Genomic DNA, 19,962 nt, shown 5'->3' with positions numbered 1-19,962 from the left:
GATAGAGGCAGGGGATAACGATGACGCTACAGGATACGACATCGTTATCAATAGTCACCAAGCAACAACTGGCACAAGCAGGCATTGAGCTACAGGTTACTAAAAAACGTGTCAAAAATATTAATTTTCGTCTGAAACCTTACCTATTGATGGTGTCTGTGCCAGTATCTATGAGTGCTGCACAGATTGCACAGGCTGTTGCTCAGCGTGTATCGTGGGCAGTGGCTAACCATGCACAAGTATTGGAACAATATAAGCGCAAACAGCACGCCTTAACCGAATCCTCAACTGCCAATAGCCCTCTATTATTATGGGGCATAGCACAGTCCTTTGTGCTCAGCCCCGATGACACAATCGCCTATTATCGGCAACAGCTCTCCGACGTTATTCCTACTTTGTTTGATAAGTGGCAACCCATCGTTGGTGCGCGTGCTAATGAAGTCCGCCTAAAAAAAATGCATACACGCTGGGGCAGCTGCAATACGCGTGTGCGTCGGGTATGGTTATCTGTCTATCTTCCCGCTTATCCCATTGAATGCACCGAATATGTCATCGTTCACGAGCTTTGCCATTTGCATCATGCCAATCATAGTTCTGCATTTTGGCAGACAGTAGCGACAGCGATGCCGGATTATCAGCATTGGCATAATATGCTGGCAGGTAAAACAGGACAGCTAGATTAAATCTAATCTTCAATATCTGTAACGTTAATAAGCCAAACATGATAGATTATAACGGTATATTTTGTACCGTTTAAATGAAATTTAGAGTTTATGATAGAGTCAGGTGGATAAGGATATTCTATGAACAATGTCAATCAGGCTGATTTTTGGCAGCAGCGTTATGAGCAAGACAGTATCGGTTGGGACATGGGCGAAGTGTCGCCACCGCTCAAAGCTTATATTGATCAGTTACCTGAGACTGCGAAAGGTCAGGCTATTTTAGTACCGGGTGCGGGTAATGCCTACGAAGTAGGTTATCTACATGAGCAAGGTTTTACCAATGTTACCTTGGTTGATTTTGCACCTGCCCCGATTCAAGCATTTGCTGAGCGTTATCCCGACTTTCCAGCTGGGCATTTAATCTGTGCAGATTTCTTTGGTTTATCACCTGAGCAACATCAGTTTGATTGGGTGCTTGAGCAGACGTTTTTTTGTGCGATAAATCCAGCACGCCGAGATGAGTATGTCGAGCAAATGGCTGCGTTGCTGAAGCCTAAGGGTAAGCTGATCGGCTTGTTGTTTGATAGAGATTTTGGGCGACAAGAACCACCATTCGGTGGCACGAAAGAAGAATACCAACAGCGTTTTGAGGGCGTTTTTGATATAGAAATAATGGAGCCGAATTATAACTCGCATTCTGCACGGCAGGGTAGTGAGCTATTCGTTAAGCTGCAAGTGAAGTAGCGAATTAATCTCGCGCTTGATATTATCCCGAGCTTGCGCTTCTAACTGATCATAGTAATGGTCAGTCAGATAGAGTTTGGGATGTGCTAATAATCCTTTTAAGACTTCCGTTCGTCCAACGCAGTAATCTGCCATTGAAACATGTATGTATTCTTGGCGTACTGCTTTGACGTATTTCTCGTACGCAGACCATGATGCACCCAAAATACTTAAATCCATATCCAATAGATATGCTGCATCGCTATAACGATCATGTTCTGCTAATACATTAACTTCATGACTAGCAGTCATCATAATCAGGGCGTATATATGTTGGCATTGTTCAACGTTTAAATAAGGCCTTAATACCTCTACCGCAAATTCTGCACTTTTCAGCTCATTGTCTGAGTGTGTCGGCTCATATATTACATCATGATAATACATTGCCAATGCGATAATATCTGGCTCATTAAGGTGGTGCTTAATTTGTTTGAACTGTCCAAATAACTGCTGAATATGTTGAAGGGTATGATAAGCACGTTGATCTTCACTATAACGCACAGCGATATCTTGCCAGAGTACTTGCGCGTTGTCTGGCGTGATATCACCACTGATAGCAGATAGATGCAAATAAAAACGATTGCCCAGCTCAGTGTAGATTTGCGACAACTCGTTCATATGTACCCCTTCATACCCTACTGTTTATGCTTTATTAGCTGCATCTTCAAAAGCTTGCTTGAATACCTTGCCAAGCAGATTGACATCATCGACACGGGCATAATTCAGACGGGTGACAAAGGCAATATGGCGATGAGGGCCTTGCTCAGCTAATGGCACAGCGACGGCATTTTGGTTTTGTAAATGAAGTTGATCTAATGCCATCTCTGGTACCAACGTTGTGCCCATATTGGCAAGTGCCATTTGAATAAGTGTGTTCAAACTGGCATCTGAAAAGCTTGATTTCATCTGTGCACGATCAAAATGACAGACAGAAAGTGTTTGATCGGTCAAGCAGTGCCCTTCGCCAAGCAGCATGAGATTGGCAGTTGCTAGCTCATCTGCATTGATGGTTTCAAGCTTCGCATGCACATCCTCTTTTGGAAAGACAGCAAAGAAATCTTCGCTCCAAAACTCAAAGCTATGTAGCCCATCTACCGCATAAGGCAGTGCAATAATAGCAGTATCGATATGACCGTAACGTACTTGCTCTAGCAAGCGCTCTGTCTGTTGCTCAACGATGGTCATGCGAAACTCTGGATGGTGAGCTCGCAGGGCAGGCAACACTTTTGGTAGTAGGTACGGCGCAATCGTTGGAATAATGCCGACGGTCATTGGATACGCAAGTGGTGATTGATGGCTGTGGGCACGTGTGGTCAAATCACTAACTTCAGAAAATACTCGCTGCGCCCGCGTTAGAATGTCTTCGCCAATAGGGGTAATCAATACTTGCTTATTATTACGCTCAAAAATCTGTGTATCCAACTGCTTTTCTAACTCGGCAATACCCAAGCTCAGCGCAGACTGAGAGATGTTACAGTCTTCCGCTGCACGTTTAAAATGACGGTGTTTAGCCACTGCTAAGGCAAACTCAAGCTGACGTAAAGTAATCATAAAATCTCTCTATTAGTGGGCTTTTAACAGGGTACACTGTGGTGACTTCTTCGATGCATCTGTGCGATATCTGATCTCGGTGTCACCTTAATGTAATCTATGTGTTATATAGTCAATGACGTATCACGCACTGATGATAAAAAATAGAGATAATAGTTTAACAAGTTTAATAAAACAAAACATCACATTAAAAACTTTTAACTGGATTAACGATAGAATTCGCGTATAGTTTGTCAGGTAGCCCAAAGTACTAAAGGCTTAACAGAAACATCCATACCAAAAAATTCCAATTAACTTAACTATAAAGGAGCCAGTCATGGCGTCTATCATCAATCAAGAAATCCCAGAATTTTCAGCAGATGCGTATGTAAACGGTGAGTTCAAAACCATCACTTCAGAAGACGTAAAAGGCAGCTGGGCTATTTTCTTATTCTACCCAGCCGATTTTACTTTTGTTTGCCCAACTGAACTTGAAGACATGGCCGCTCATTATGACGAGCTAAAAGGCTTAGGCGTAGAAGTATACTCAGTATCAACTGACACTCATTTCACGCACAAAGCATGGCATGATTCTTCAGACGCAATCGGCAAAGTACAGTATCCAATGATCGGCGATCCTACTGGTAAAATCACCCGTGGTTTCAACGTTATGATCGAAGAAGCTGGTCTAGCTGAACGTGGTACGTTCTTAGTAGATCCAGATGGCTTGATTCAAGTTGCTGAAATCCATGCTGGCGGTATCGGCCGTAGTGCAAAAGACATGCTACGTAAAGTAAAAGCAGCACAGTACGTTCGTGAAAACGACGGCGAAGTTTGCCCAGCAGCTTGGGAAGCTGGTCAAGAAACGCTAAAACCAAGTCTTGATCTTGTTGGTAAAATCTAAGTAATGGCCTAAACAGTCAAATTATTTAGATATTTGTAGTGTTATATATAGAGCTATTGGCTATATTAATGCTATAAATAAAGACCCCATCAGCATAAGTTGATGGGGTCTTTTTATGTCGTTTACTAATCAGAATCTTTATTGCGTAATCATAAATTAAGCATTAAGCATTAAGCATTAAGCATTAAGCATGAGATTGTAGTTTGTTTTTATCGATTATTTTATAAATCTCATCTTTTAGTTGCAGCTTTCGCCGCTTCATTAGTTCTATTTCTTCATCACGGCTAGCATGCTTTACCAAATCTTTTTCCAGATGATTAATCTGTTGATCAAGCTGAGTATGCTCATCAAAAATACTGGCAAAATGGCTGTCTTTTTGCCTAAGTTCAGTAATAACATCTCTGTTGTCTTGCAAAGTATCAGTCTTTCTCATGTGTTCATCCTTGTTATGAAGCGCAAGCTAACAATAAGCATCCGCGCATTGTCGTTATGATTTTGAGACTTGATTTTTATTAAGCCAAAACGCTCACTCAATATTGATAAGGCTTAATACTAGCAGAGAGGCCTCATGGTAAACCTATGAAAAAGCCAATCTGTTACGAGACAAATAAGAATTTTTCTTATCGGCCTTACTTGATTGTAGCGAAAAAACAACCTCTATACTATGATAATTAATCTGTACGTGAATTAATATTTAATTTTAAATAATGATTTATGATTGGTTTTATAAAACATAAGGTTTGAGTTTCTCAGCTTGCCCAAATCCTCCGAACCTATGATAATAGAGACATCAAAGGGCATAAGTTTATTGCCTATAATATTTTAGACAACATTATTAATACTAAATAATCCATATTTGAACGCGCAATACAACAGTTGCCGTTACATATCCAGTAATGAAGAGGAACAAACATGATAGATCAAGGTTTATTAGACGCGATTAAGAGCTACAGTGAAAACATGACTCGTCCTATTACTTTTGTATTGGGTAGTGGTGAGCATAGTAAGCGTGCCGAGTTGATTGATTTTTTGACTAAAATCGCTGGTACGACGGATAAAATCAATTTTGATGCGACAGCGAATGATGACAGTTTGCCAAGCCCAATCAGTTTTAAAGTAGTCAGTCATATAGACGGCGTATTGACAGACACTGGTATTGTATTTAGCGGTATCCCAGGCGGTCATGAATTTACCTCGCTTATTTTGGCTATCTTACAAGCGGGTGGTCATACGCTAAAATTGGATGAAGGTATCCAGAAGTTAATCAAGCGTTTTAATAAGCCCTTACAGTTCCAGACCTACGTGTCATTGTCATGCCACAGCTGCCCAGAAGTTGTTCAAGCATTGAACCAATTCGCGCTATTAAACGATGGTATTAGCAACGAGATGATCGATGGTGCATTGTTCCAAGAGCAGGTAGAAGCGAACAACATCCAAGGTGTACCAGCGGTATTTTTAAACGGTAAGCCGTTTGCTAACGGACTAATCGACACTGCTAAATTGATCGGAAAATTGCAAGAGCAGTTCCCTGATTTATTGTCAGAAGTAGAAGACGATGCTGATCAGCTAGAGCAGCAAGACGTGACCATCATAGGTGCAGGTCCTGCAGGGGTCGCAGCTGCGATTTATACCGCTCGTAAAGGTCTAAAAGTGACGATGGTTGCTGATCGTATCGGTGGTCAGGTCAAAGACACGCAAGACATCGAAAACTTGATTTCGGTACCATTAACGAACGGTACTGACTTATCAAACAACTTTGTTAAGCATCTGCACGAATACAATATCACGCTAAAAGAGCACGTGAGCGTGAAAGAAATCAGTGAAACTGAAGATGAGAACTATCGTATCCATCTGAATACTGGTGAGACGTTTGAGACTCGTAGTATTATCCTAGCGACAGGTGCTCAATGGCGTAAGCTTGGCGTACCAGGCGAAGACGAGAACATCGGTAAAGGCGTAGCGTTCTGTGCTCACTGTGATGGACCTTTCTTCAAAGGTAAAGATGTATCGGTCGTTGGTGGTGGTAACTCTGGTATTGAAGCCGCCATTGATTTATCAGGTATCGTAAAACATGTCACGGTATTTGAGTTTGCTGATGATTTAAAAGCGGATCAGGTGCTCATCAACAAGGCTAAAGAAAAAGCCAATATTGATATCATTACTAGCGCGGCGACCAAAGAGATTAAGGCCACAGATGGTAAAGTTAGCTCTATTGTGTATGAAGACCGTAATTCGGGTGACACCAAAGAGTTAGATTTGGCGGCGGTGTTTGTACAAATTGGCCTAGTACCGAATACTGGATTTATCAAAGGTTTTGTTGATTTAAACCGTTTCGGTGAGATTGAAATTGATGAGCGCTGCCGTACCGATCGCAAAGGTATCTTCGCTTGTGGTGATGTAACGACCGTGCCATTTAAGCAGATCAACATTGCGATGGGTGAAGGTAGTAAAGCAGCACTGTCAGCATTTGAATATTTAGTCATGCAATAAGCTGTGCAAGACCAAACTGTGAAATACTAAAGTTAGTCTAAGAAGCCACCTCTTTTGAGGTGGTTTTTTGTTATGATATCCAAACAAATATAAGGTTATATGAAGGCACTTAGATAATGGATGACTCCAAGCATCAATATACGATAAAAGATTTAGCCCAATTTATGAGGGTTGCCCGAGAGGACAAGGATCAAAAGCCATTTATATTTATTACTGGTGCAGGATGCTCTGTCACGGCAGGCATTCCTTTAGCTAATAAAATTGTATCAGAATTGAATGAACAGTTTGCTTTGGAGTTAAAACCTTTATCTGATGAAGACCGTGAAGATTATGGTAAGTGCATGGGACGTCTTGAGACATCTAAACGTCGTAGATACCTACAAAAACATATTGGAAAAGCAAAAATAAACTGGTCTCATATAGCTTTGGCTTGCTTGATAAAAGAAGGCTATGTTCGTCGTGTGTTAACGTTTAACTTTGATAATTTATTGGCGCGTAGCTGTGGATTACTGGGCCAATATCCACCTATCTATGACTTTACCGCTGCTAACTTAAACCTGCATCGTTTGATAGATGATCCTGCTATCGTACATCTACATGGACAGGGACACGGCTTTGTCCAATTAAATACAGATTCTGAGACGGAAGAACATGCGGCGAGGCTCAAAGAATTCGTTGGTCATACTTTGAGTGAATCACCAACGCTATTCATTGGTTATAGTGGTAAGAATGATGCATTTTTACCACAAATTGAAGAGCAATTCAGTGATCAGCATCGGCTATTTTGGGTTGATATGGGTGATCAAGCGCCAGAACATCTGCAACAGAAACTTTTAACTTCTAGCTTAGCGCATTATATGAGCTGCGAAAATGGTTCAGATTTATTTCTTATTCAGTTGGCACAAGAGTTAGGCTGTTTTCCGCCTACAATCTTTGCAGATCCTTATCAGCACTTGCTTGATGAGCTAGATGAGATAGCAGATTATCCAATGCCAAAGGAAAAGTCATCAGAAGATAAGAAGGAAAATCGATCGACACTCTCTAACACTCGCGCGCAAGATATTTTATGGGGAACCAAGAACAAACTCAAAGAGGTGCGGCAGAAAGATAAGGAGGAAGAAACTAATTTTTTAGAAGAGTATTTGCAAGGTAATTATGAAGAGATCATACAGAAATTAGAAATGCACCACTCTCTAAGTTCTGAACAATCACTATGGTTGGCACGCTCCTATATTGGATTAGCACTTCAACAATCAGGTAGGTCAGAAGAAATAGAAATATATGAAAAATTGATCGATAGGTTTGAAGACAATAATGAGTTAGATATACAAGGGCAAGTAGCCAAAGCACTTCTCAGTAAGGGGGTTGCGCTAGAAGAGCTGGAGCAGCTAGACCATGCAGTTCAAATTTATGATGGAATTGTAGAGCGGTTTGGGCTAAGTAATGAACTTATTTTACAAGAGCCAGTGGCAAAAGCATTCTTGTATAAAGCAACTATGCTAAGGAAGCTTGAGCAGTTAGAAAGTGCTATTAAAGTTTTGGCTGAACTCATAGATCGGTTTGGTGAGAGTGATGAGCTTGTTCTACAAGAGTCAGTGGCAAGAGCATTTGTTAGTAAAAATATTACATTTAGAAACCTTAAGCAATTAGACGAAGCGATTGAAGCTTGTAATGAGCTTATAAAAAGATTTGGTGAGAGTGATGAGTTTGCTCTACGAGAGGCTGTGTCAAAAGCATTTATGGGTAAAGCGCTTGCATTAAACGAGCTTGGACAGTTAATAAAAGAAATTGAAGTTTGCAATGAGCTCATAGATCGGTTTGGTAAGAGTGATGAGCTTGTTTTACAAGAAGATGTGGCACTAGCACTTATTAGTAAAGCTATGACGCTAAATGAGCTTGAGCTTTCAGATAGAGAAGATGAAGTTTACAATGAAATTATAAGACGATTTGGCGAAAGTAATGAAGTTTTTCTACAAAAACAAGTCGCAATAGCATTTAATCAAAAAGGCTATTCAAAGTTATTGATGGCTAAAAAACAATGGCGAAACATAGATGTTGCACAGGACTATCTGAGTAAAGCTTCGAACGATTTTTCTAAAGCTCTGAAAAAATCTTCCAGAGATAATCATGCTATGATTTTAGGTAATGTGGCTTATACCGAGTTTTTACAAGGAAATATGGCTGATTCTGAAAGTCATTTACGCAAGGCATTAAAACAAGACGGGCAACCTCTTTATGAAGCTACAATAGAGGATACTGCTAAACATACTGTAGACCTTGATACCAATTTCAAAAAATTATTAGAAAAAGTCTGGAATGAGATAAACGAATAGAAGTACGGTTATTATTTTATATATCATAAAAACCACCTCTTTTGAGGTGGTTTTTTTATGCCTACTATAATCAGTTCTTATTCCGAATCAACGCAATAATTGGCAGCGCAATCACATACATCAACACACCGTACACCGCTGCAGGTAAAGCAATGGCAGGCAAACCAACTGCTGTTCCCATAATGATAGGTGCTAAAGTAATCGCAGTCGTACTGTTCTGAATACTCGTTTCTATAGAGATGGTTTTGGTATCAAACCAGCTCAGTTTTAATAATTTAGAGGTCAAAATACTAAATATAAATAAAGCCATAATGATAAGGACAAGCTCAAGCCCCATTGATGTCAACTGTGACTTTAGCAGCTCCCAGTTAGAAGCGATGGCAGCGAAGACTATCAATACGAAAAAGATACTGGCCAAGCCATTTAGAATGCTGCTTCTGCGTACCATAAAGTTAGTGAATTTATAGCGAGCCAGCATACCAAGGGTAACTGGTAACGTCGTCAAGAGAAACATGACAGCGCCAATCTTTACCGCGCTAATAGAGCCCGTGTGGTCTTGCATAAAGTGGTTAAAAGCTAAGGTGATTAGAATAGGCAAAGTAATGACAGATAGTAGGCTGACCACGCCAGTGAGAGCGACTGACAGCGCGACATTGCCTTTGGCATAATAGGTGAGCATGTTGCTCGTGACACCGCCTGGACAAAAGCTAATCAGCATAATACCAAAAGCAATTTCTGGTGGTGGTGCCATTACTAGGATGACTGCCAAAGCAATCAAAGGCACGAAAATAACTTGATTGACGAGGCCTACAAAAAAAGCTTTGGGGTAGTTGACGATAACCTTAAAGTCACTGGGTTTTAGCCCTGTTCCTAAGGTAAACATAATGTAGGCAAGAGCCAGTGGGAGTAAAGCCAGAGCAGTACCGCTCATAAAACATTCCTTGTTGAATTAAAAGCCATATTAAAATGGCTTTTTAAATAGATCACATTCCTTGTGTCTCTATCATCTTAAGTGTTATTAAAAATTTAGTAAACCTTTCACCTAAAGTTTGATGTGGGCTTGATTCAGTTTTATTCTGCCAATGCCCCAACCAATGAGACTATCTGGCCCGCTTCATCTTCTTCAATGATACGGGTTTCTGTAAGCGCAGCTTTTCGCCATGCTTGTATATGAGGGTTATTTAGCATTGTCTCACAGTATTGTTTAGTCATTGGTTTTAACTTTACGCTTGAGGCATCCGCATAAGTCTGCAAGCGTAGAACCACAGGGGCAAAAAACGCATCGGCAGCCGTAAATTGACCAAACAGATAGCTGTCTGTTGAGCGAGATTCTAAACAATCTGCAAAGATATCTTCTATACGGGCGATATCAATCAAACATGCAGCACTTGGCTGTATTTTCGCAGTGGCTCTGATATTCATCGGCATCTCACTACGAATACCCATCAGTCCTGAATGTATTTCAGCGACGATACTCTGACAATAAGCGCTATTTATTCTGTGGCTATTATCATTAGTAGTGTCAGCGTCAGACTTGCTTAATCCGGTCCAAATATCTATATCTGTCAGGTAATCATTGGCATGAATGGCAATCGCTAAAGTATCCCATACCGTCACCTTATCATCACCTTGACCATACACTAAAACGGGCACTTTACCCGTTGGCGCGTGCTCGTCAAGAATTTGTTTAGATGACGGATGAAGCAACTCGATCAGATGCTCATCAAAATCAATGTCGAATGCCTTTAGCAATAACCAAGCACGAAGTGACCACGATGAGTAGTTTTTGTTGCCGATGATTAGTAGGGGTGTTTGCATAATAAAATCCTTTTAAGCGGTATTAAGTAGAGTTTTATTATGTCTTTAATATTGAAAATTGACCAGTCTATCATTCAAGTAATAATTGAAAAAAACGCCCATCCAAATGTTGGACGGGCGCAATTATTAATATTCTGCAATGATTGTCTTGATGCATCAATCAACGAATTAGTCGTCTAACAAATCCATTTGCTTGGCTGCTTCATAGATACCGTTTGAGCGGTTACCGGTACGGCAGAATATCAGCATTGGCTGTTCAGCTTGATTAAAAAAGTCAGCAAACGTTTCGACATGCGTTTGATTTAGCTCATTACCAGCAAAAGAAATCTCTTTATAAGCAAGTCCTGCTTCTTTCGCAGCGGCTTCAATATCAGCGCTGGTCGGTTGATTTGGTTCTTCACCATCTGGACGGTTATTGATGATGGTTTTGAAGCCGTTTTCAGCAATCATCGGTACTTGGTCAGGGGTGATTTGTCCAGTAAAACTAACTTGATGGCTCATAGGAGCTCCTTGTTATTTTTTATATGAGAGAGTGACATGTTTGGTCTGTAACGACTGTACTAAGCTTAAGCTGAATGCGCAAAATTCTAAAGATGAGCTATGTAAACATCGTAACAGTCTTTATAAATGCAACAATGTTATAGCAGACCTTGCATTAAGGCACTTTGATACAGCAGTTTGGCGCGTGCACCAGTACCACAGAACATAAGTATGGGTTTGGGCATAGAGTGATAAAAATCGGCAAACTGTTCGACAGTCAGCATGCTTAAGCGCTCATCATCAAATGGTAGGTGATGATAGGTCAAATTTGCGTTTGCAGTTGCACTGGCAAAGTCATAGCTATTCGGCTGCGTTTCTGTCTCAGCATCAGGACGAATATTGAGCACAGAGCGGTAGCCAAGCTCAGCAATTTTGAGACATTGGCTTGGATAGATTTGCTTATAAATAGTGATGTTATCGGTCATAAGTTGCTTCGGTTACGGATATAAAAAGGTATTTGAAGATAGAGGGATGGCTAGGTGCCGCTTCTCTATAGTATGTTTGATGACTAGCATAACACAGCTTTTATCATAGCTATATCTTGCCACAGACAATAATGGCTATTGATTTAACCTATAAGCGTTGGTTCATATATCCTTTAGCGCATCTACTGCATCCATTGTACTTAAATAAACGTGTCCTGAGAGGTCGGTGATCACAGGGGTATTTTCAATGATATCCATGACAGGCCCTTTAATGAAGCTAAAATTTAGGTGCTTATCCTGAATAAGTAGCTCTTTATTTAGGCTGATGAGCATCTCTTGTCCAGTCAGATCAATGTGATTGACGGCTGACATGATAAGGACAATCTCGTATGCTTGCGGGTATTGCTGAGTGGCGTGTATCACGCGGCGGTGCACGGATTCACTATTACCAAAAAACAAGCTTTCATCGACACGCAACATTAATAAGTGACTAAACGTCAGAACATCATGACGATTGATATTGCGAAAATGCCCCGTGCCAGCTAACTGTCCGACGATGGCCACATGCGGTTTGCTCGATTGCCAAATCAGGCTAGCAAACGACACCATAAGACCAATGACCAAGCCTGTATTTAGCCCAAATATCAGCACACCTACAAATGCCGCCATAAAGCTGGCCGCATCTAGACGGTCACGTTGCCATGCTGACTTCAGTGTCGTGATATCGATTAGACTGATAATAGAGGCCATGATGGTTGCGCCTAATATCGCATAGGGCAGTGGCGCTAGTGCGTTGCCAAAAGCAATCAAAGCAGCAATCATCACCATCACTGTTACCAAACTGGCAACAGGTGTTTTGGCGCCTGAGTCGGCATTGATAGCAGTACGTGAAAATCCACCAGCGACTGCAAAGCTTTGAAAGAAACCACCAGCAATATTGGCAAACCCAAGTCCAGTCAGTTCGCGGTTGGCATTGAAGCTCTCACCGCGCAGACGGGCATAATTGCTAGCGACTGAACTGCTTGAGACAAATACAATCAGCGCCATCAGCCCCGCGCTAGGTAATAGGTTGAGGGCGACATCAAAGTTGGGTACATAGGGAAAGGTAAAGGTCGGTAGCCCTTGCGGAATACTACCAATCGTTGCGACACCGTTTGTGGTCCAATGTAAGCTCATACTCATGACAATCGCAATGCCGAGTAGGATAAGGGGAAACAAACGCTCTGCCCATTTGGCGTAGATAGATGGCAACCAAGATTGCCATACCCATTGACTGCCGTAACGATTGGCAACCAAAAGCGCAAAAGCGATCATACCAATGAGTAGTGTGAGTGGATGCAGCTGGCGGGCATACAATTGCATACTGGACAAATAACCGAACAAGCCATTTCCCGCTATGGGAATAGCCGTTAAGTATTTCAGCTGACTGATAAAGATAAGCACCGCGGCACCACTGATAAAACCAGCAGAAACCCCGCGACTGATAAACTGCATGATCCAGCCAAGCTTTAGCCACCCAGCTAACGATAACATCGCCCCAACCATCAATGATAACAAGCTGGCCATCAACACATACTGTTGAGCGCCTTCTGCTGCATAAGGATGCAGACTACTGGCGGTCATAATCGCAGTGATAGCGACAGGCCCCACTGCTTGAATATTGCTCGAGCCTATCCATGCATAGACCATGACGGGTACGATAGCGGCGTATAAGCCATATACAGGTGGCAGACCTGCTAGCACCGCATAGCCTAAGCTTTGCGGAATCACGAGCACACCAACGACCAATCCTGCGATGACGTCAGTCGGCAGCGCAGATAGCTTGTATTGACGTAACCAAGCGGGAATTAGACGAGTGGCAAGAGAAAGCATAGCAATACGTCATCATGATAAAAAAGTTAGAGTGTGTTGAACGTTATTACAGCCGATTCTTAAGCGGATAATCTATCCGTCTGTTTTGGCACAAAAGCGTTGGTAAAGGAGATCTAGAACCGCTAAAGCATCGTCACTGGCAATACTATAGTAGATTTGCTTGCCTTCACGGCGTGTCGAGACCAGCTCGTCTTTACGTAGGATACCCAATTGCTGTGACAAGCTTGGTTGTCCAACACCGACTAAGCTTTCAAGCTCACTGACGCAATACTCTCCTTGAGTCAGCTGACATAGCAGTAACAGGCGATCAGGATGCGAGAGTGACTTTAATAGCTGGCTGGCTTGCATCGAAGCTTGTTTCATTTGCTCAGCAAGGTCTTTAGGTGCAGACTCTGTCTCACTAGGTGATATAGGGTCGCTCGGGATAGTAGTAGATGTGCTCAATGCTGAAGGTTTCAGAGCGAGCTCCTTATATTAAGTATAAATAGTAGGGTATAACATTTATAGATAAACGTGATTAATTATCAATGATACATGAGTCTTTATCAAGTTATATTTATTTACATTATATAAATTTATAAAATGTATAATAACTGCTATGTTAGTATGCACAGTCAATTGATATGTCGCTGCAGATACGAGAGCTGAGCGCATATTATACTTAAGAATTTATTAAAAACTAAAATATTCATAGAAATACAAAGAGGCAGCCATGCAAGTCCATTCATTCTTACATAGCGATACAGAGACCTATACTCACGTACTGGCAGATGTCCAGAAGCAAGTATGTGCCATCGTTGATCCCGTATTAGACTTTGATGCCAAGTCAGGACGTACTGGCACTACGAGTGTCGATGAGGTGATTGAGTTTGTCCGTGAGCATGGCTGGGGGCTGGTCTATATTATAGAAACCCATGCCCATGCCGATCATATCTCAGGGGCTGCACACGTCAAAGAGTTGCTAGGTGGTCAGCTCGTCATAGGGCAGCATATCACCGAAGTACAAAAAATATTCAAGCAAATATTTAATTTCGATACCAGTTTTCGCACGGATGCCAGTCAGTTTGATATTTTGACAGATGATGGCGAGACTTTGGCGCTTGGCGATATTACTATTACGGTCATGTATGTGCCAGGTCACACGCGAGCTGACATGGCGTATGTTGCTGCTGATGATGAAAAGACAGTGGTCTTCGTCGGAGATACTTTGTTTGCACCAGATGTGGGTACGGCTCGCTGCGATTTCCCCGGTGGCGATGCCAAAACCTTGTATCATTCAATCAAAAGGCTGCTGGCACTCCCTGAAGATACGATGATGTATCTGTGTCATGATTATCCAAGCAAGGGTCGAAAACACTGTCCAAGCACTACTGTGGCAGCGCAAAAACTGGGTAATATACATGTGAAAGAGGGGATCAATGAAGCCGAGTTTGTAGAAATGCGTGAGCGCCGTGATGCTACGCTTGATATGCCGCGCTTAATTATTCCTTCGGTACAAGTTAATATTGATGCAGGTCATTTCCCAGAGCCGGAAGACAATGGTATTCGTTATCTGAAAGTACCGATTAATGCGCTCGGTAAATAAAAAACGTGTAATAAGTGAAAGTTGTCATCCCGTGCAGCACGATGCAAGTATCGTATGCTAGATATCTATAATAATGCTAATCTGTAGATGGTCCGCTATGTAGAAGCTCGGTATAGCTACCTGCAAACGCTAAGTTCGGCGATAACTGGAGAGAGCAATGAACCCTTACGAACGTTATGTATTGCCCAAGCTGATCGATGTCGCTTGTAGTGCGGGTAATGTGATGAAAGCGCGGTCTAAAATTGTTCCTCAAGCACTAGGTGAAGTACTCGAAGTTGGAATTGGTAGCGGTTTGAATCTACAGTTTTATGATGCCAAACGAGTCTCTTCTATTGTTGGTATCGACCCAGCGGCTCAGATGCATACACTCGCACGTAAGCGGGCGAGTGACATTAGCATTCCAGTTGAAGTGATAGCCGTGGATGTTCAAGGCATTCACGCTGATACGGATCGATTTGATACGATTGTGATGACCTTTACCTTATGTAGTATCGACGATCCGGTATCGGCACTTCAAGAAATGGCACGAGTGCTAAAACCTGATGGTCGCTTGTTATTTTGTGAGCATGGATTAGCACCAGATCTTTCTGTCGAGCGTTGGCAGCATCGATTGACACCATTTTGGAAACCTATAGCAGGAGGGTGTCATTTAGATCGCGATATCCCAGCACTGATTAGAGCAGGTGGTTTTGCCATCGATGAGTTAAGCCAAGCATACTTGCCAGGTCCACGACCGATGAGCTACGTGTATAGTGGTGTGGCAAAGCAAGTGCTGTAGAGAATGACTATAAACCATCATCACAAAGTTGCTTGTATAATCAATCTATCCAAGCCGAACTGTTAAGACAATAAAATAATTAGAATAGGAATCAAATCATGAATGAGCAAAACTTCTATCTAGTCTGCCCACATTGCCACGCGACCAACCGCGTACCAGCAGTCAGATTAGGTGCTGAACCAAAATGCGGTAAATGTGGCCAGCCACTACTGACGGCTAGCCCTCACGAGTTGAATGCGCAAACGGTCAGCAAGTTCATTCAAAAGAATGAGGTATTGACCATCGTTGATTTTTGGGCAAGTTGGTGCCAGCCTTGTATTATGATGGCGCCGCAATTCAAAGTGGCTGCCAGTCAGTTGCCGCAAGTAGTTTTTGCAAAGATACAAACGGATAAATACGAGCAAGCAGCAGCCCCTTATAACATCCGTAGTTTGCCGACTATGGTTGCCTTTAGAGGCGGTAAAGAAATCGCGCGGCAGTCAGGAGCGCTGCCTAGTGACCAAATTATCCAGTGGGTACGAAGCTTAAGTGTTTAAGCGACAAATCAGACCTCGCTCCTGATGATTAGTCATAAAAAAGCCAATACGTTGATTGCGTATTGGCTTTTTTAATCACTACAGTCGTCTAACGCTATGGACACTCGAAGCTATCGAATATAGCTCATCTTATTTAAATGCTACTCACCATAAATTTTGATACCGTTGACGAAGCTACAGCGTTGAATACGTGCAGATTGCACAATCGCATCACTCTCGCCATAGAGGCGTGATAACTTGGCATCGCGTGCTTGAATACTGTTGCTTTTGCCAAGACCAAAACTGATATTAGGAGAGATACCCCAACGTCCTGCAGAAATCCCAACCCCGACACCAGAGGCCGATAAGCTTGACTGCTCGTTACGTGCTGCGTCTACATAGCGATTGACACGGTTGTACTCTTGGCTGAGTGCTTGGCAATCATAGCTTTGATAGGTGCTTGGCGGCACATACTGTGGTGTGATATTGCCTGTAGAAGCACAGCCTGAGAGCCCTAAAATACCAGCTGTGGCTAGTAACGTCGCTGTAGTAAGAGTTTTCATAGTGGCTCCATTAGGCTGAATTATTGTCTTTGTATGTATTCAAGATAGCAAAAATAATGTGATTAAGATATTGAAAGTCCATCGATTATCCAATATTTTGCCTCTGAGTAGTCTTGCTATATGTGCAACTTTAATACGGCAGACGGATCAAAATAAGTTGCCAGGCTTTGTAAAGGCCAGTACCACAATACCAAGATACGCGATACCCGCAATGACAATCCCCGTTTTTCTTTGGGCAGGTGTTGCATGATTCTTGAATGCTTTTACACTAGCGCTAATAGCAGTGAAGAGCAAAATTATTTTGGCGAATGCCCATTGGACAGGGGCATTGACACTCATGAGCTGCATGAGCATCACTGCGCCTGATACGATAATGAGTGCATATAGAATATGAGACGCTATCTTCACCGCACGTGGCGCTCGTCTATTAGAGCTTAATACCAAATAACTCTGGTATATAAATACCACAATGATCAGTAATGCCATTAGCATATGTAAATGTTTCATTGAATATGGTTTTCCTTAAATTTGCATTGGTCAGCTTGTTTGTAGCATTCAATTATTATATGAACACATGCGATCTGAATAACAACATTCTAAGCTTTGTTTTGTCCAGCGCATAACGGGCTATCAGGGCTTTGGCCTTGCCATTCGACAGGAGTATAAGCGTGAATAGCTAGAGCATGTACTTGACCACCTTGTGAGGTCAATAGTGCATTAACCAATCCATATACGAGCTGATGGCGTGCAACCAAGCGTTTACCTTCAAAAGCATCACTGACAATAGTAAGCTTAAAATGGCTCTCTTTACCATCGAAATAACCAGCATGATTCATTGATTCATTGACCAGTTCTAAATGTTGTGACTGCAAAGCTTGTAGCTCCGCATTAAGCGCATCAGCAATCGGTGTGGTAGTCATAACAATCCTTCCATATGTTTTGCTTAATAATATTTTGCTTAATAATATTTAGCAATGTGTAGATTATATATTGCGGGCATTATAGCAGACACAATTATCTAGACTGAGTGCTCTTGAAATGCATAGGCAAATCAATCGTTCTCAATTGTTATCCATAGGGCTAAAAAATATAACCATCAGTAATAACGCGATTAATAGCGATACGCTCAATTGCCAAACTCAATAGCCATTGTCATTTCTTACTAAAAATGAAAAGAGCAGAGCACAATACTTCATGTGCACTCTGCTCTTATAATCTATAAATATTGGCTCAAAACGTGACATCTACCAATAAGTTTTGATTAACGGCGGGCTTGTTGATACAGCGGCGTTACTTTAGGCATTAATGCCTGTAATTGAGAAATACGACTGCTGCTAGATGGGTGAGTGCTTAAGAATTGTGGTGGCTCACCTTCGCTTGCCTTCTGCATTTTTTGCCATAAGCTAACTGCTGCCTGTGGGTTGTAGCCTGCACGTGCCATCAGCTCAAGACCAATTTGGTCAGCTTCAGACTCTTGAGTACGACTATGGGGTAGGCTCAAACCTAAATTGCCAGCAGTACCTGCCAACTCAGCCTGTCCTTGTGATAAGCCAAATATGCTAGCAGCCACACCGATACTTGTTTGCGTTGCATATTCACGCGACAGACGCTCACGTGAGTGTTCACGTAGCGCATGCGACATCTCATGCCCCATAATCGCTGCAATCTCATCGTCAGTCAGGCTCAAGCGGTCGATAATACCTGAATAAAACATAATCTTACCACCAGGTACAACAAAAGCATTCAGTTCATCAGATTGGATAGTATGCACTTCCCAGTCCCACGCTGCCGCATCTGTACGGTAAGTGCCAACCTGACCGATTAAACGATTAGCAATAATCTTTAGGCGATTAAGCTGAGCTGTATTTTTGTCCAGTACGCCCTTTGATTTGGCTTCTTTCAGTGTATTCGCGTAGCTTTCCGCTGATAACTGAAGGACTTGCTCACTAGAAACTAACAGCAGCTGCTGACGGTTGACACCAACGGCACCCGTGTTGGTCGTGCTAGTACAGCCTACTAAAGTCAGTGTGGACAGTGACACTGCCATCACGGTAGTGGTCAGTAGCTTTTTCATAAAAATATCCTCGCTGTAAATGATAAAAGTAAAAGTTGTACAAAGTATATATCTATAAAATAGGTCAAATGATAATTCTTGGCTAATATGTGGACAGCACTTATTACTCTATTTATCTGTCTTAATAGTAAAATTTTACCCGAACCAGCATTGCCCATAAGTATAATAATGTTAATAGCCTAAAACCAATGTAGAAACAGTAACAACACAGCGTATGATTGTAAGTGGCGTATCATCAAACATCACTTGCTCTGCTACTATATCAACTTTGCTATACGTATTATCTCTACTTGATTGGTTTGTATCACACACCTTGAGTTTTGACAGTTATCGTATGTATTAGAGTGGAAAATATTTTTGAGGTTTATTTATAGAATAACGTAGCGATGCACTACGAAAATAGCAGTTTGGCTGATGGGCATAGACGCGATTAAACATAGTTCATGATAACGGTACATAATATTTTCATCATTAGTGAAAATAATGATTACTTCAGTAAATGAGATACTTATTATTAAATCAATTACTTATAGGTAGACTCTCTAGAAATAAAGGCTTAAAGTGAAAATATTGGAAATAAATATGAAAAAGGTGTTGACACACTCAGGAATTTTGATAGAATAGCCAGCCTATCGAGACGGAGTTGTTGTTAACAACACTACAATTCGATAATCAGCGGGAATAGCTCAGTGGTAGAGCATAACCTTGCCAAGGTTGGGGTCGAGAGTTCGAATCTCTTTTCCCGCTCCAAATATGGCTTGAAAAAGCACTAAATCCTCACTTCTTATCATAAGAAGTGAGGATTTTTTTATGGATAAAATTTGGTCGAAACTAATCATAGATAACCACTCATTCGCACCCAAAGAGTCTGGCCGATGAACCAGTAGAAGTACGGAGTACTAATAAAAAGCCAGCAACCAGTCACGAGCATGGCCACAGACGAAACCAGTAAACCCTTAAATATCTTAAACCAACCTGCATCATAAGGGCGCATCATGCCTCCAAGAATCCTCACCCATATTTCCCCTCAGCAAGCCTTCATCATATCAGCCATCGTCATCGCCATCATGGGTGTTACCATGATCGGCTT

At 41.8% G+C, this 19,962-nt stretch carries 21 protein-coding genes and 1 tRNA gene; 9 read left to right on the top strand and 13 right to left on the bottom strand.

The window, feature by feature from the left end; genetic code table 11:
• The first annotated feature begins 20 nt into the window (after positions 1 to 20).
• Positions 21 to 683, top strand: a complete 663-nt coding sequence (locus tag ACZW67_RS02485; RefSeq protein ID WP_465182028.1) for a M48 family metallopeptidase — start codon at positions 21 to 23, stop codon at positions 681 to 683.
• A 120-nt stretch (positions 684 to 803) separates the two neighbouring features.
• Positions 804 to 1,406, top strand: a complete 603-nt coding sequence (locus ACZW67_RS02480; RefSeq protein ID WP_197102147.1) for a methyltransferase domain-containing protein — start codon at positions 804 to 806, stop codon at positions 1,404 to 1,406.
• Here the strand turns inward: ACZW67_RS02480 and ACZW67_RS02475 are convergent.
• The gene (locus ACZW67_RS02475) at positions 1,380 to 2,063 is read right to left on the bottom strand and encodes an HD domain-containing protein (RefSeq protein ID WP_465182027.1); all 684 of its coding nucleotides are present in this window, start codon (positions 2,061 to 2,063) and stop codon (positions 1,380 to 1,382) included. The two genes, ACZW67_RS02480 and ACZW67_RS02475, sit on opposite strands and share 27 nt — an antisense overlap.
• A gap of 24 nt (positions 2,064 to 2,087) precedes the next feature.
• Positions 2,088 to 2,996, bottom strand: a complete 909-nt coding sequence (locus tag ACZW67_RS02470) for a hydrogen peroxide-inducible genes activator (RefSeq protein ID WP_110924015.1) — start codon at positions 2,994 to 2,996, stop codon at positions 2,088 to 2,090.
• Positions 2,997 to 3,312: 316 nt separating this feature from the next.
• On the opposite strand from ACZW67_RS02470, the gene ahpC reads away from it, so the two are divergent.
• On the top strand, positions 3,313 to 3,879 hold the full coding sequence (gene ahpC, locus ACZW67_RS02465) for an alkyl hydroperoxide reductase subunit C (protein WP_197102143.1): 567 nt from the start codon (positions 3,313 to 3,315) through the stop codon (positions 3,877 to 3,879).
• 184 nt (positions 3,880 to 4,063) lie between these two features.
• Here the strand turns inward: ahpC and ACZW67_RS02460 are convergent, their stop codons facing one another.
• Positions 4,064 to 4,312 carry a YdcH family protein gene (locus ACZW67_RS02460; protein ID WP_465182026.1) on the bottom strand — a complete coding sequence of 83 codons (249 nt, stop codon included), beginning with the start codon at positions 4,310 to 4,312 and terminating at the stop codon, positions 4,064 to 4,066.
• A gap of 479 nt (positions 4,313 to 4,791) precedes the next feature.
• Here ACZW67_RS02460 and ahpF point away from each other — a divergent pair, with 479 nt between their 5' ends.
• The gene (gene ahpF, locus ACZW67_RS02455) at positions 4,792 to 6,369 is read left to right on the top strand and encodes an alkyl hydroperoxide reductase subunit F (RefSeq protein WP_465182025.1); all 1,578 of its coding nucleotides are present in this window, start codon (positions 4,792 to 4,794) and stop codon (positions 6,367 to 6,369) included.
• Between the two features lie 116 nt (positions 6,370 to 6,485).
• Entirely contained in the window at positions 6,486 to 8,702 is a 2,217-nt protein-coding gene (locus ACZW67_RS02450) for an SIR2 family protein (protein ID WP_465182024.1), read from the top strand.
• 70 nt (positions 8,703 to 8,772) lie between these two features.
• Here the strand turns inward: ACZW67_RS02450 and ACZW67_RS02445 are convergent, their stop codons facing one another.
• The 6 genes from ACZW67_RS02445 to ACZW67_RS02420 form a co-directional block, all read right to left on the bottom strand.
• A complete protein-coding gene (locus ACZW67_RS02445) occupies positions 8,773 to 9,633 on the bottom strand; it encodes a bile acid:sodium symporter family protein (protein ID WP_197102133.1) in 861 nt (286 codons plus the stop codon).
• Positions 9,634 to 9,773: 140 nt separating this feature from the next.
• A complete protein-coding gene (locus tag ACZW67_RS02440) occupies positions 9,774 to 10,520 on the bottom strand; it encodes a glutathione S-transferase family protein (RefSeq protein WP_465182023.1) in 747 nt (248 codons plus the stop codon).
• Positions 10,521 to 10,688: 168 nt separating this feature from the next.
• On the bottom strand, positions 10,689 to 11,021 hold the full coding sequence (locus ACZW67_RS02435; protein ID WP_110924009.1) for a protein tyrosine phosphatase family protein: 333 nt from the start codon (positions 11,019 to 11,021) through the stop codon (positions 10,689 to 10,691).
• Positions 11,022 to 11,158: 137 nt separating this feature from the next.
• Positions 11,159 to 11,485 (bottom strand): protein tyrosine phosphatase family protein, encoded by a 327-nt coding sequence (locus ACZW67_RS02430; protein ID WP_197102129.1) that lies wholly within the window; start codon positions 11,483 to 11,485, stop codon positions 11,159 to 11,161.
• 162 nt (positions 11,486 to 11,647) lie between these two features.
• The gene (locus tag ACZW67_RS02425; RefSeq protein WP_465182022.1) at positions 11,648 to 13,357 is read right to left on the bottom strand and encodes a SulP family inorganic anion transporter; all 1,710 of its coding nucleotides are present in this window, start codon (positions 13,355 to 13,357) and stop codon (positions 11,648 to 11,650) included.
• A 72-nt stretch (positions 13,358 to 13,429) separates the two neighbouring features.
• On the bottom strand, positions 13,430 to 13,801 hold the full coding sequence (locus ACZW67_RS02420; protein WP_413787067.1) for an ArsR/SmtB family transcription factor: 372 nt from the start codon (positions 13,799 to 13,801) through the stop codon (positions 13,430 to 13,432).
• Between the two features lie 268 nt (positions 13,802 to 14,069).
• On the opposite strand from ACZW67_RS02420, the gene ACZW67_RS02415 reads away from it, so the two are divergent.
• The 3 genes from ACZW67_RS02415 to ACZW67_RS02405 all read left to right on the top strand — a co-directional run bounded on the left by ACZW67_RS02415 (position 14,070) and on the right by ACZW67_RS02405 (position 16,256).
• Positions 14,070 to 14,942 carry an MBL fold metallo-hydrolase gene (locus tag ACZW67_RS02415; RefSeq protein WP_197102125.1) on the top strand — a complete coding sequence of 291 codons (873 nt, stop codon included), beginning with the start codon at positions 14,070 to 14,072 and terminating at the stop codon, positions 14,940 to 14,942.
• Between the two features lie 157 nt (positions 14,943 to 15,099).
• Positions 15,100 to 15,720, top strand: coding sequence for a class I SAM-dependent methyltransferase (locus ACZW67_RS02410; RefSeq protein ID WP_465182021.1), 621 nt, complete (start codon positions 15,100 to 15,102; stop codon positions 15,718 to 15,720).
• A gap of 98 nt (positions 15,721 to 15,818) precedes the next feature.
• Positions 15,819 to 16,256, top strand: a complete 438-nt coding sequence (locus ACZW67_RS02405) for a thioredoxin domain-containing protein (protein WP_197102120.1) — start codon at positions 15,819 to 15,821, stop codon at positions 16,254 to 16,256.
• A 140-nt stretch (positions 16,257 to 16,396) separates the two neighbouring features.
• Here the strand turns inward: ACZW67_RS02405 and ACZW67_RS02400 are convergent, their stop codons facing one another.
• The 4 genes from ACZW67_RS02400 to ACZW67_RS02385 form a co-directional block, all read right to left on the bottom strand.
• A complete protein-coding gene (locus ACZW67_RS02400) occupies positions 16,397 to 16,798 on the bottom strand; it encodes a hypothetical protein (RefSeq protein ID WP_465182020.1) in 402 nt (133 codons plus the stop codon).
• Positions 16,799 to 16,945: 147 nt separating this feature from the next.
• Entirely contained in the window at positions 16,946 to 17,305 is a 360-nt protein-coding gene (locus ACZW67_RS02395) for a SirB2 family protein (RefSeq protein ID WP_197102116.1), read from the bottom strand.
• Positions 17,306 to 17,394: 89 nt separating this feature from the next.
• On the bottom strand, positions 17,395 to 17,718 hold the full coding sequence (locus ACZW67_RS02390; RefSeq protein ID WP_197102114.1) for a BolA family protein: 324 nt from the start codon (positions 17,716 to 17,718) through the stop codon (positions 17,395 to 17,397).
• A 341-nt stretch (positions 17,719 to 18,059) separates the two neighbouring features.
• Entirely contained in the window at positions 18,060 to 18,872 is an 813-nt protein-coding gene (locus ACZW67_RS02385) for a M48 family metallopeptidase (RefSeq protein ID WP_197102112.1), read from the bottom strand.
• Positions 18,873 to 19,547: 675 nt separating this feature from the next.
• Between ACZW67_RS02385 and ACZW67_RS02380 the strand changes: the two genes are divergently transcribed.
• Positions 19,548 to 19,622, top strand: a tRNA-Gly gene (locus ACZW67_RS02380).
• Positions 19,623 to 19,962: the final 340 nt, after the last annotated feature.

The sequence above is a fragment of the Psychrobacter sp. TPE 89C genome (assembly GCF_055522395.1).
This window is presented reverse-complemented; position numbering and strand designations above follow the sequence as displayed.

What these genes read in the sequence shown, in the direction of transcription:
- ACZW67_RS02485 (WP_465182028.1), top strand. Translation starts at nt 21, where the DNA reads ATGACGCTACAGGATACGACATCGTTATCAATAGTCACCAAGCAACAA.
- ACZW67_RS02480 (WP_197102147.1), top strand. Translation starts at nt 804, where the DNA reads ATGAACAATGTCAATCAGGCTGATTTTTGGCAGCAGCGTTATGAGCAA.
- ACZW67_RS02475 (WP_465182027.1), bottom strand. Translation starts at nt 2,063, where the DNA reads ATGAACGAGTTGTCGCAAATCTACACTGAGCTGGGCAATCGTTTTTAT.
- ACZW67_RS02470 (WP_110924015.1), bottom strand. Translation starts at nt 2,996, where the DNA reads ATGATTACTTTACGTCAGCTTGAGTTTGCCTTAGCAGTGGCTAAACAC.
- ahpC (WP_197102143.1), top strand. Translation starts at nt 3,313, where the DNA reads ATGGCGTCTATCATCAATCAAGAAATCCCAGAATTTTCAGCAGATGCG.
- ACZW67_RS02460 (WP_465182026.1), bottom strand. Translation starts at nt 4,312, where the DNA reads ATGAGAAAGACTGATACTTTGCAAGACAACAGAGATGTTATTACTGAA.
- ahpF (WP_465182025.1), top strand. Translation starts at nt 4,792, where the DNA reads ATGATAGATCAAGGTTTATTAGACGCGATTAAGAGCTACAGTGAAAAC.
- ACZW67_RS02450 (WP_465182024.1), top strand. Translation starts at nt 6,486, where the DNA reads ATGGATGACTCCAAGCATCAATATACGATAAAAGATTTAGCCCAATTT.
- ACZW67_RS02445 (WP_197102133.1), bottom strand. Translation starts at nt 9,633, where the DNA reads ATGAGCGGTACTGCTCTGGCTTTACTCCCACTGGCTCTTGCCTACATT.
- ACZW67_RS02440 (WP_465182023.1), bottom strand. Translation starts at nt 10,520, where the DNA reads ATGCAAACACCCCTACTAATCATCGGCAACAAAAACTACTCATCGTGG.
- ACZW67_RS02435 (WP_110924009.1), bottom strand. Translation starts at nt 11,021, where the DNA reads ATGAGCCATCAAGTTAGTTTTACTGGACAAATCACCCCTGACCAAGTA.
- ACZW67_RS02430 (WP_197102129.1), bottom strand. Translation starts at nt 11,485, where the DNA reads ATGACCGATAACATCACTATTTATAAGCAAATCTATCCAAGCCAATGT.
- ACZW67_RS02425 (WP_465182022.1), bottom strand. Translation starts at nt 13,357, where the DNA reads ATGCTTTCTCTTGCCACTCGTCTAATTCCCGCTTGGTTACGTCAATAC.
- ACZW67_RS02415 (WP_197102125.1), top strand. Translation starts at nt 14,070, where the DNA reads ATGCAAGTCCATTCATTCTTACATAGCGATACAGAGACCTATACTCAC.
- ACZW67_RS02410 (WP_465182021.1), top strand. Translation starts at nt 15,100, where the DNA reads ATGAACCCTTACGAACGTTATGTATTGCCCAAGCTGATCGATGTCGCT.
- ACZW67_RS02405 (WP_197102120.1), top strand. Translation starts at nt 15,819, where the DNA reads ATGAATGAGCAAAACTTCTATCTAGTCTGCCCACATTGCCACGCGACC.
- ACZW67_RS02400 (WP_465182020.1), bottom strand. Translation starts at nt 16,798, where the DNA reads ATGAAAACTCTTACTACAGCGACGTTACTAGCCACAGCTGGTATTTTA.
- ACZW67_RS02395 (WP_197102116.1), bottom strand. Translation starts at nt 17,305, where the DNA reads ATGAAACATTTACATATGCTAATGGCATTACTGATCATTGTGGTATTT.
- ACZW67_RS02390 (WP_197102114.1), bottom strand. Translation starts at nt 17,718, where the DNA reads ATGACTACCACACCGATTGCTGATGCGCTTAATGCGGAGCTACAAGCT.
- ACZW67_RS02385 (WP_197102112.1), bottom strand. Translation starts at nt 18,872, where the DNA reads ATGAAAAAGCTACTGACCACTACCGTGATGGCAGTGTCACTGTCCACA.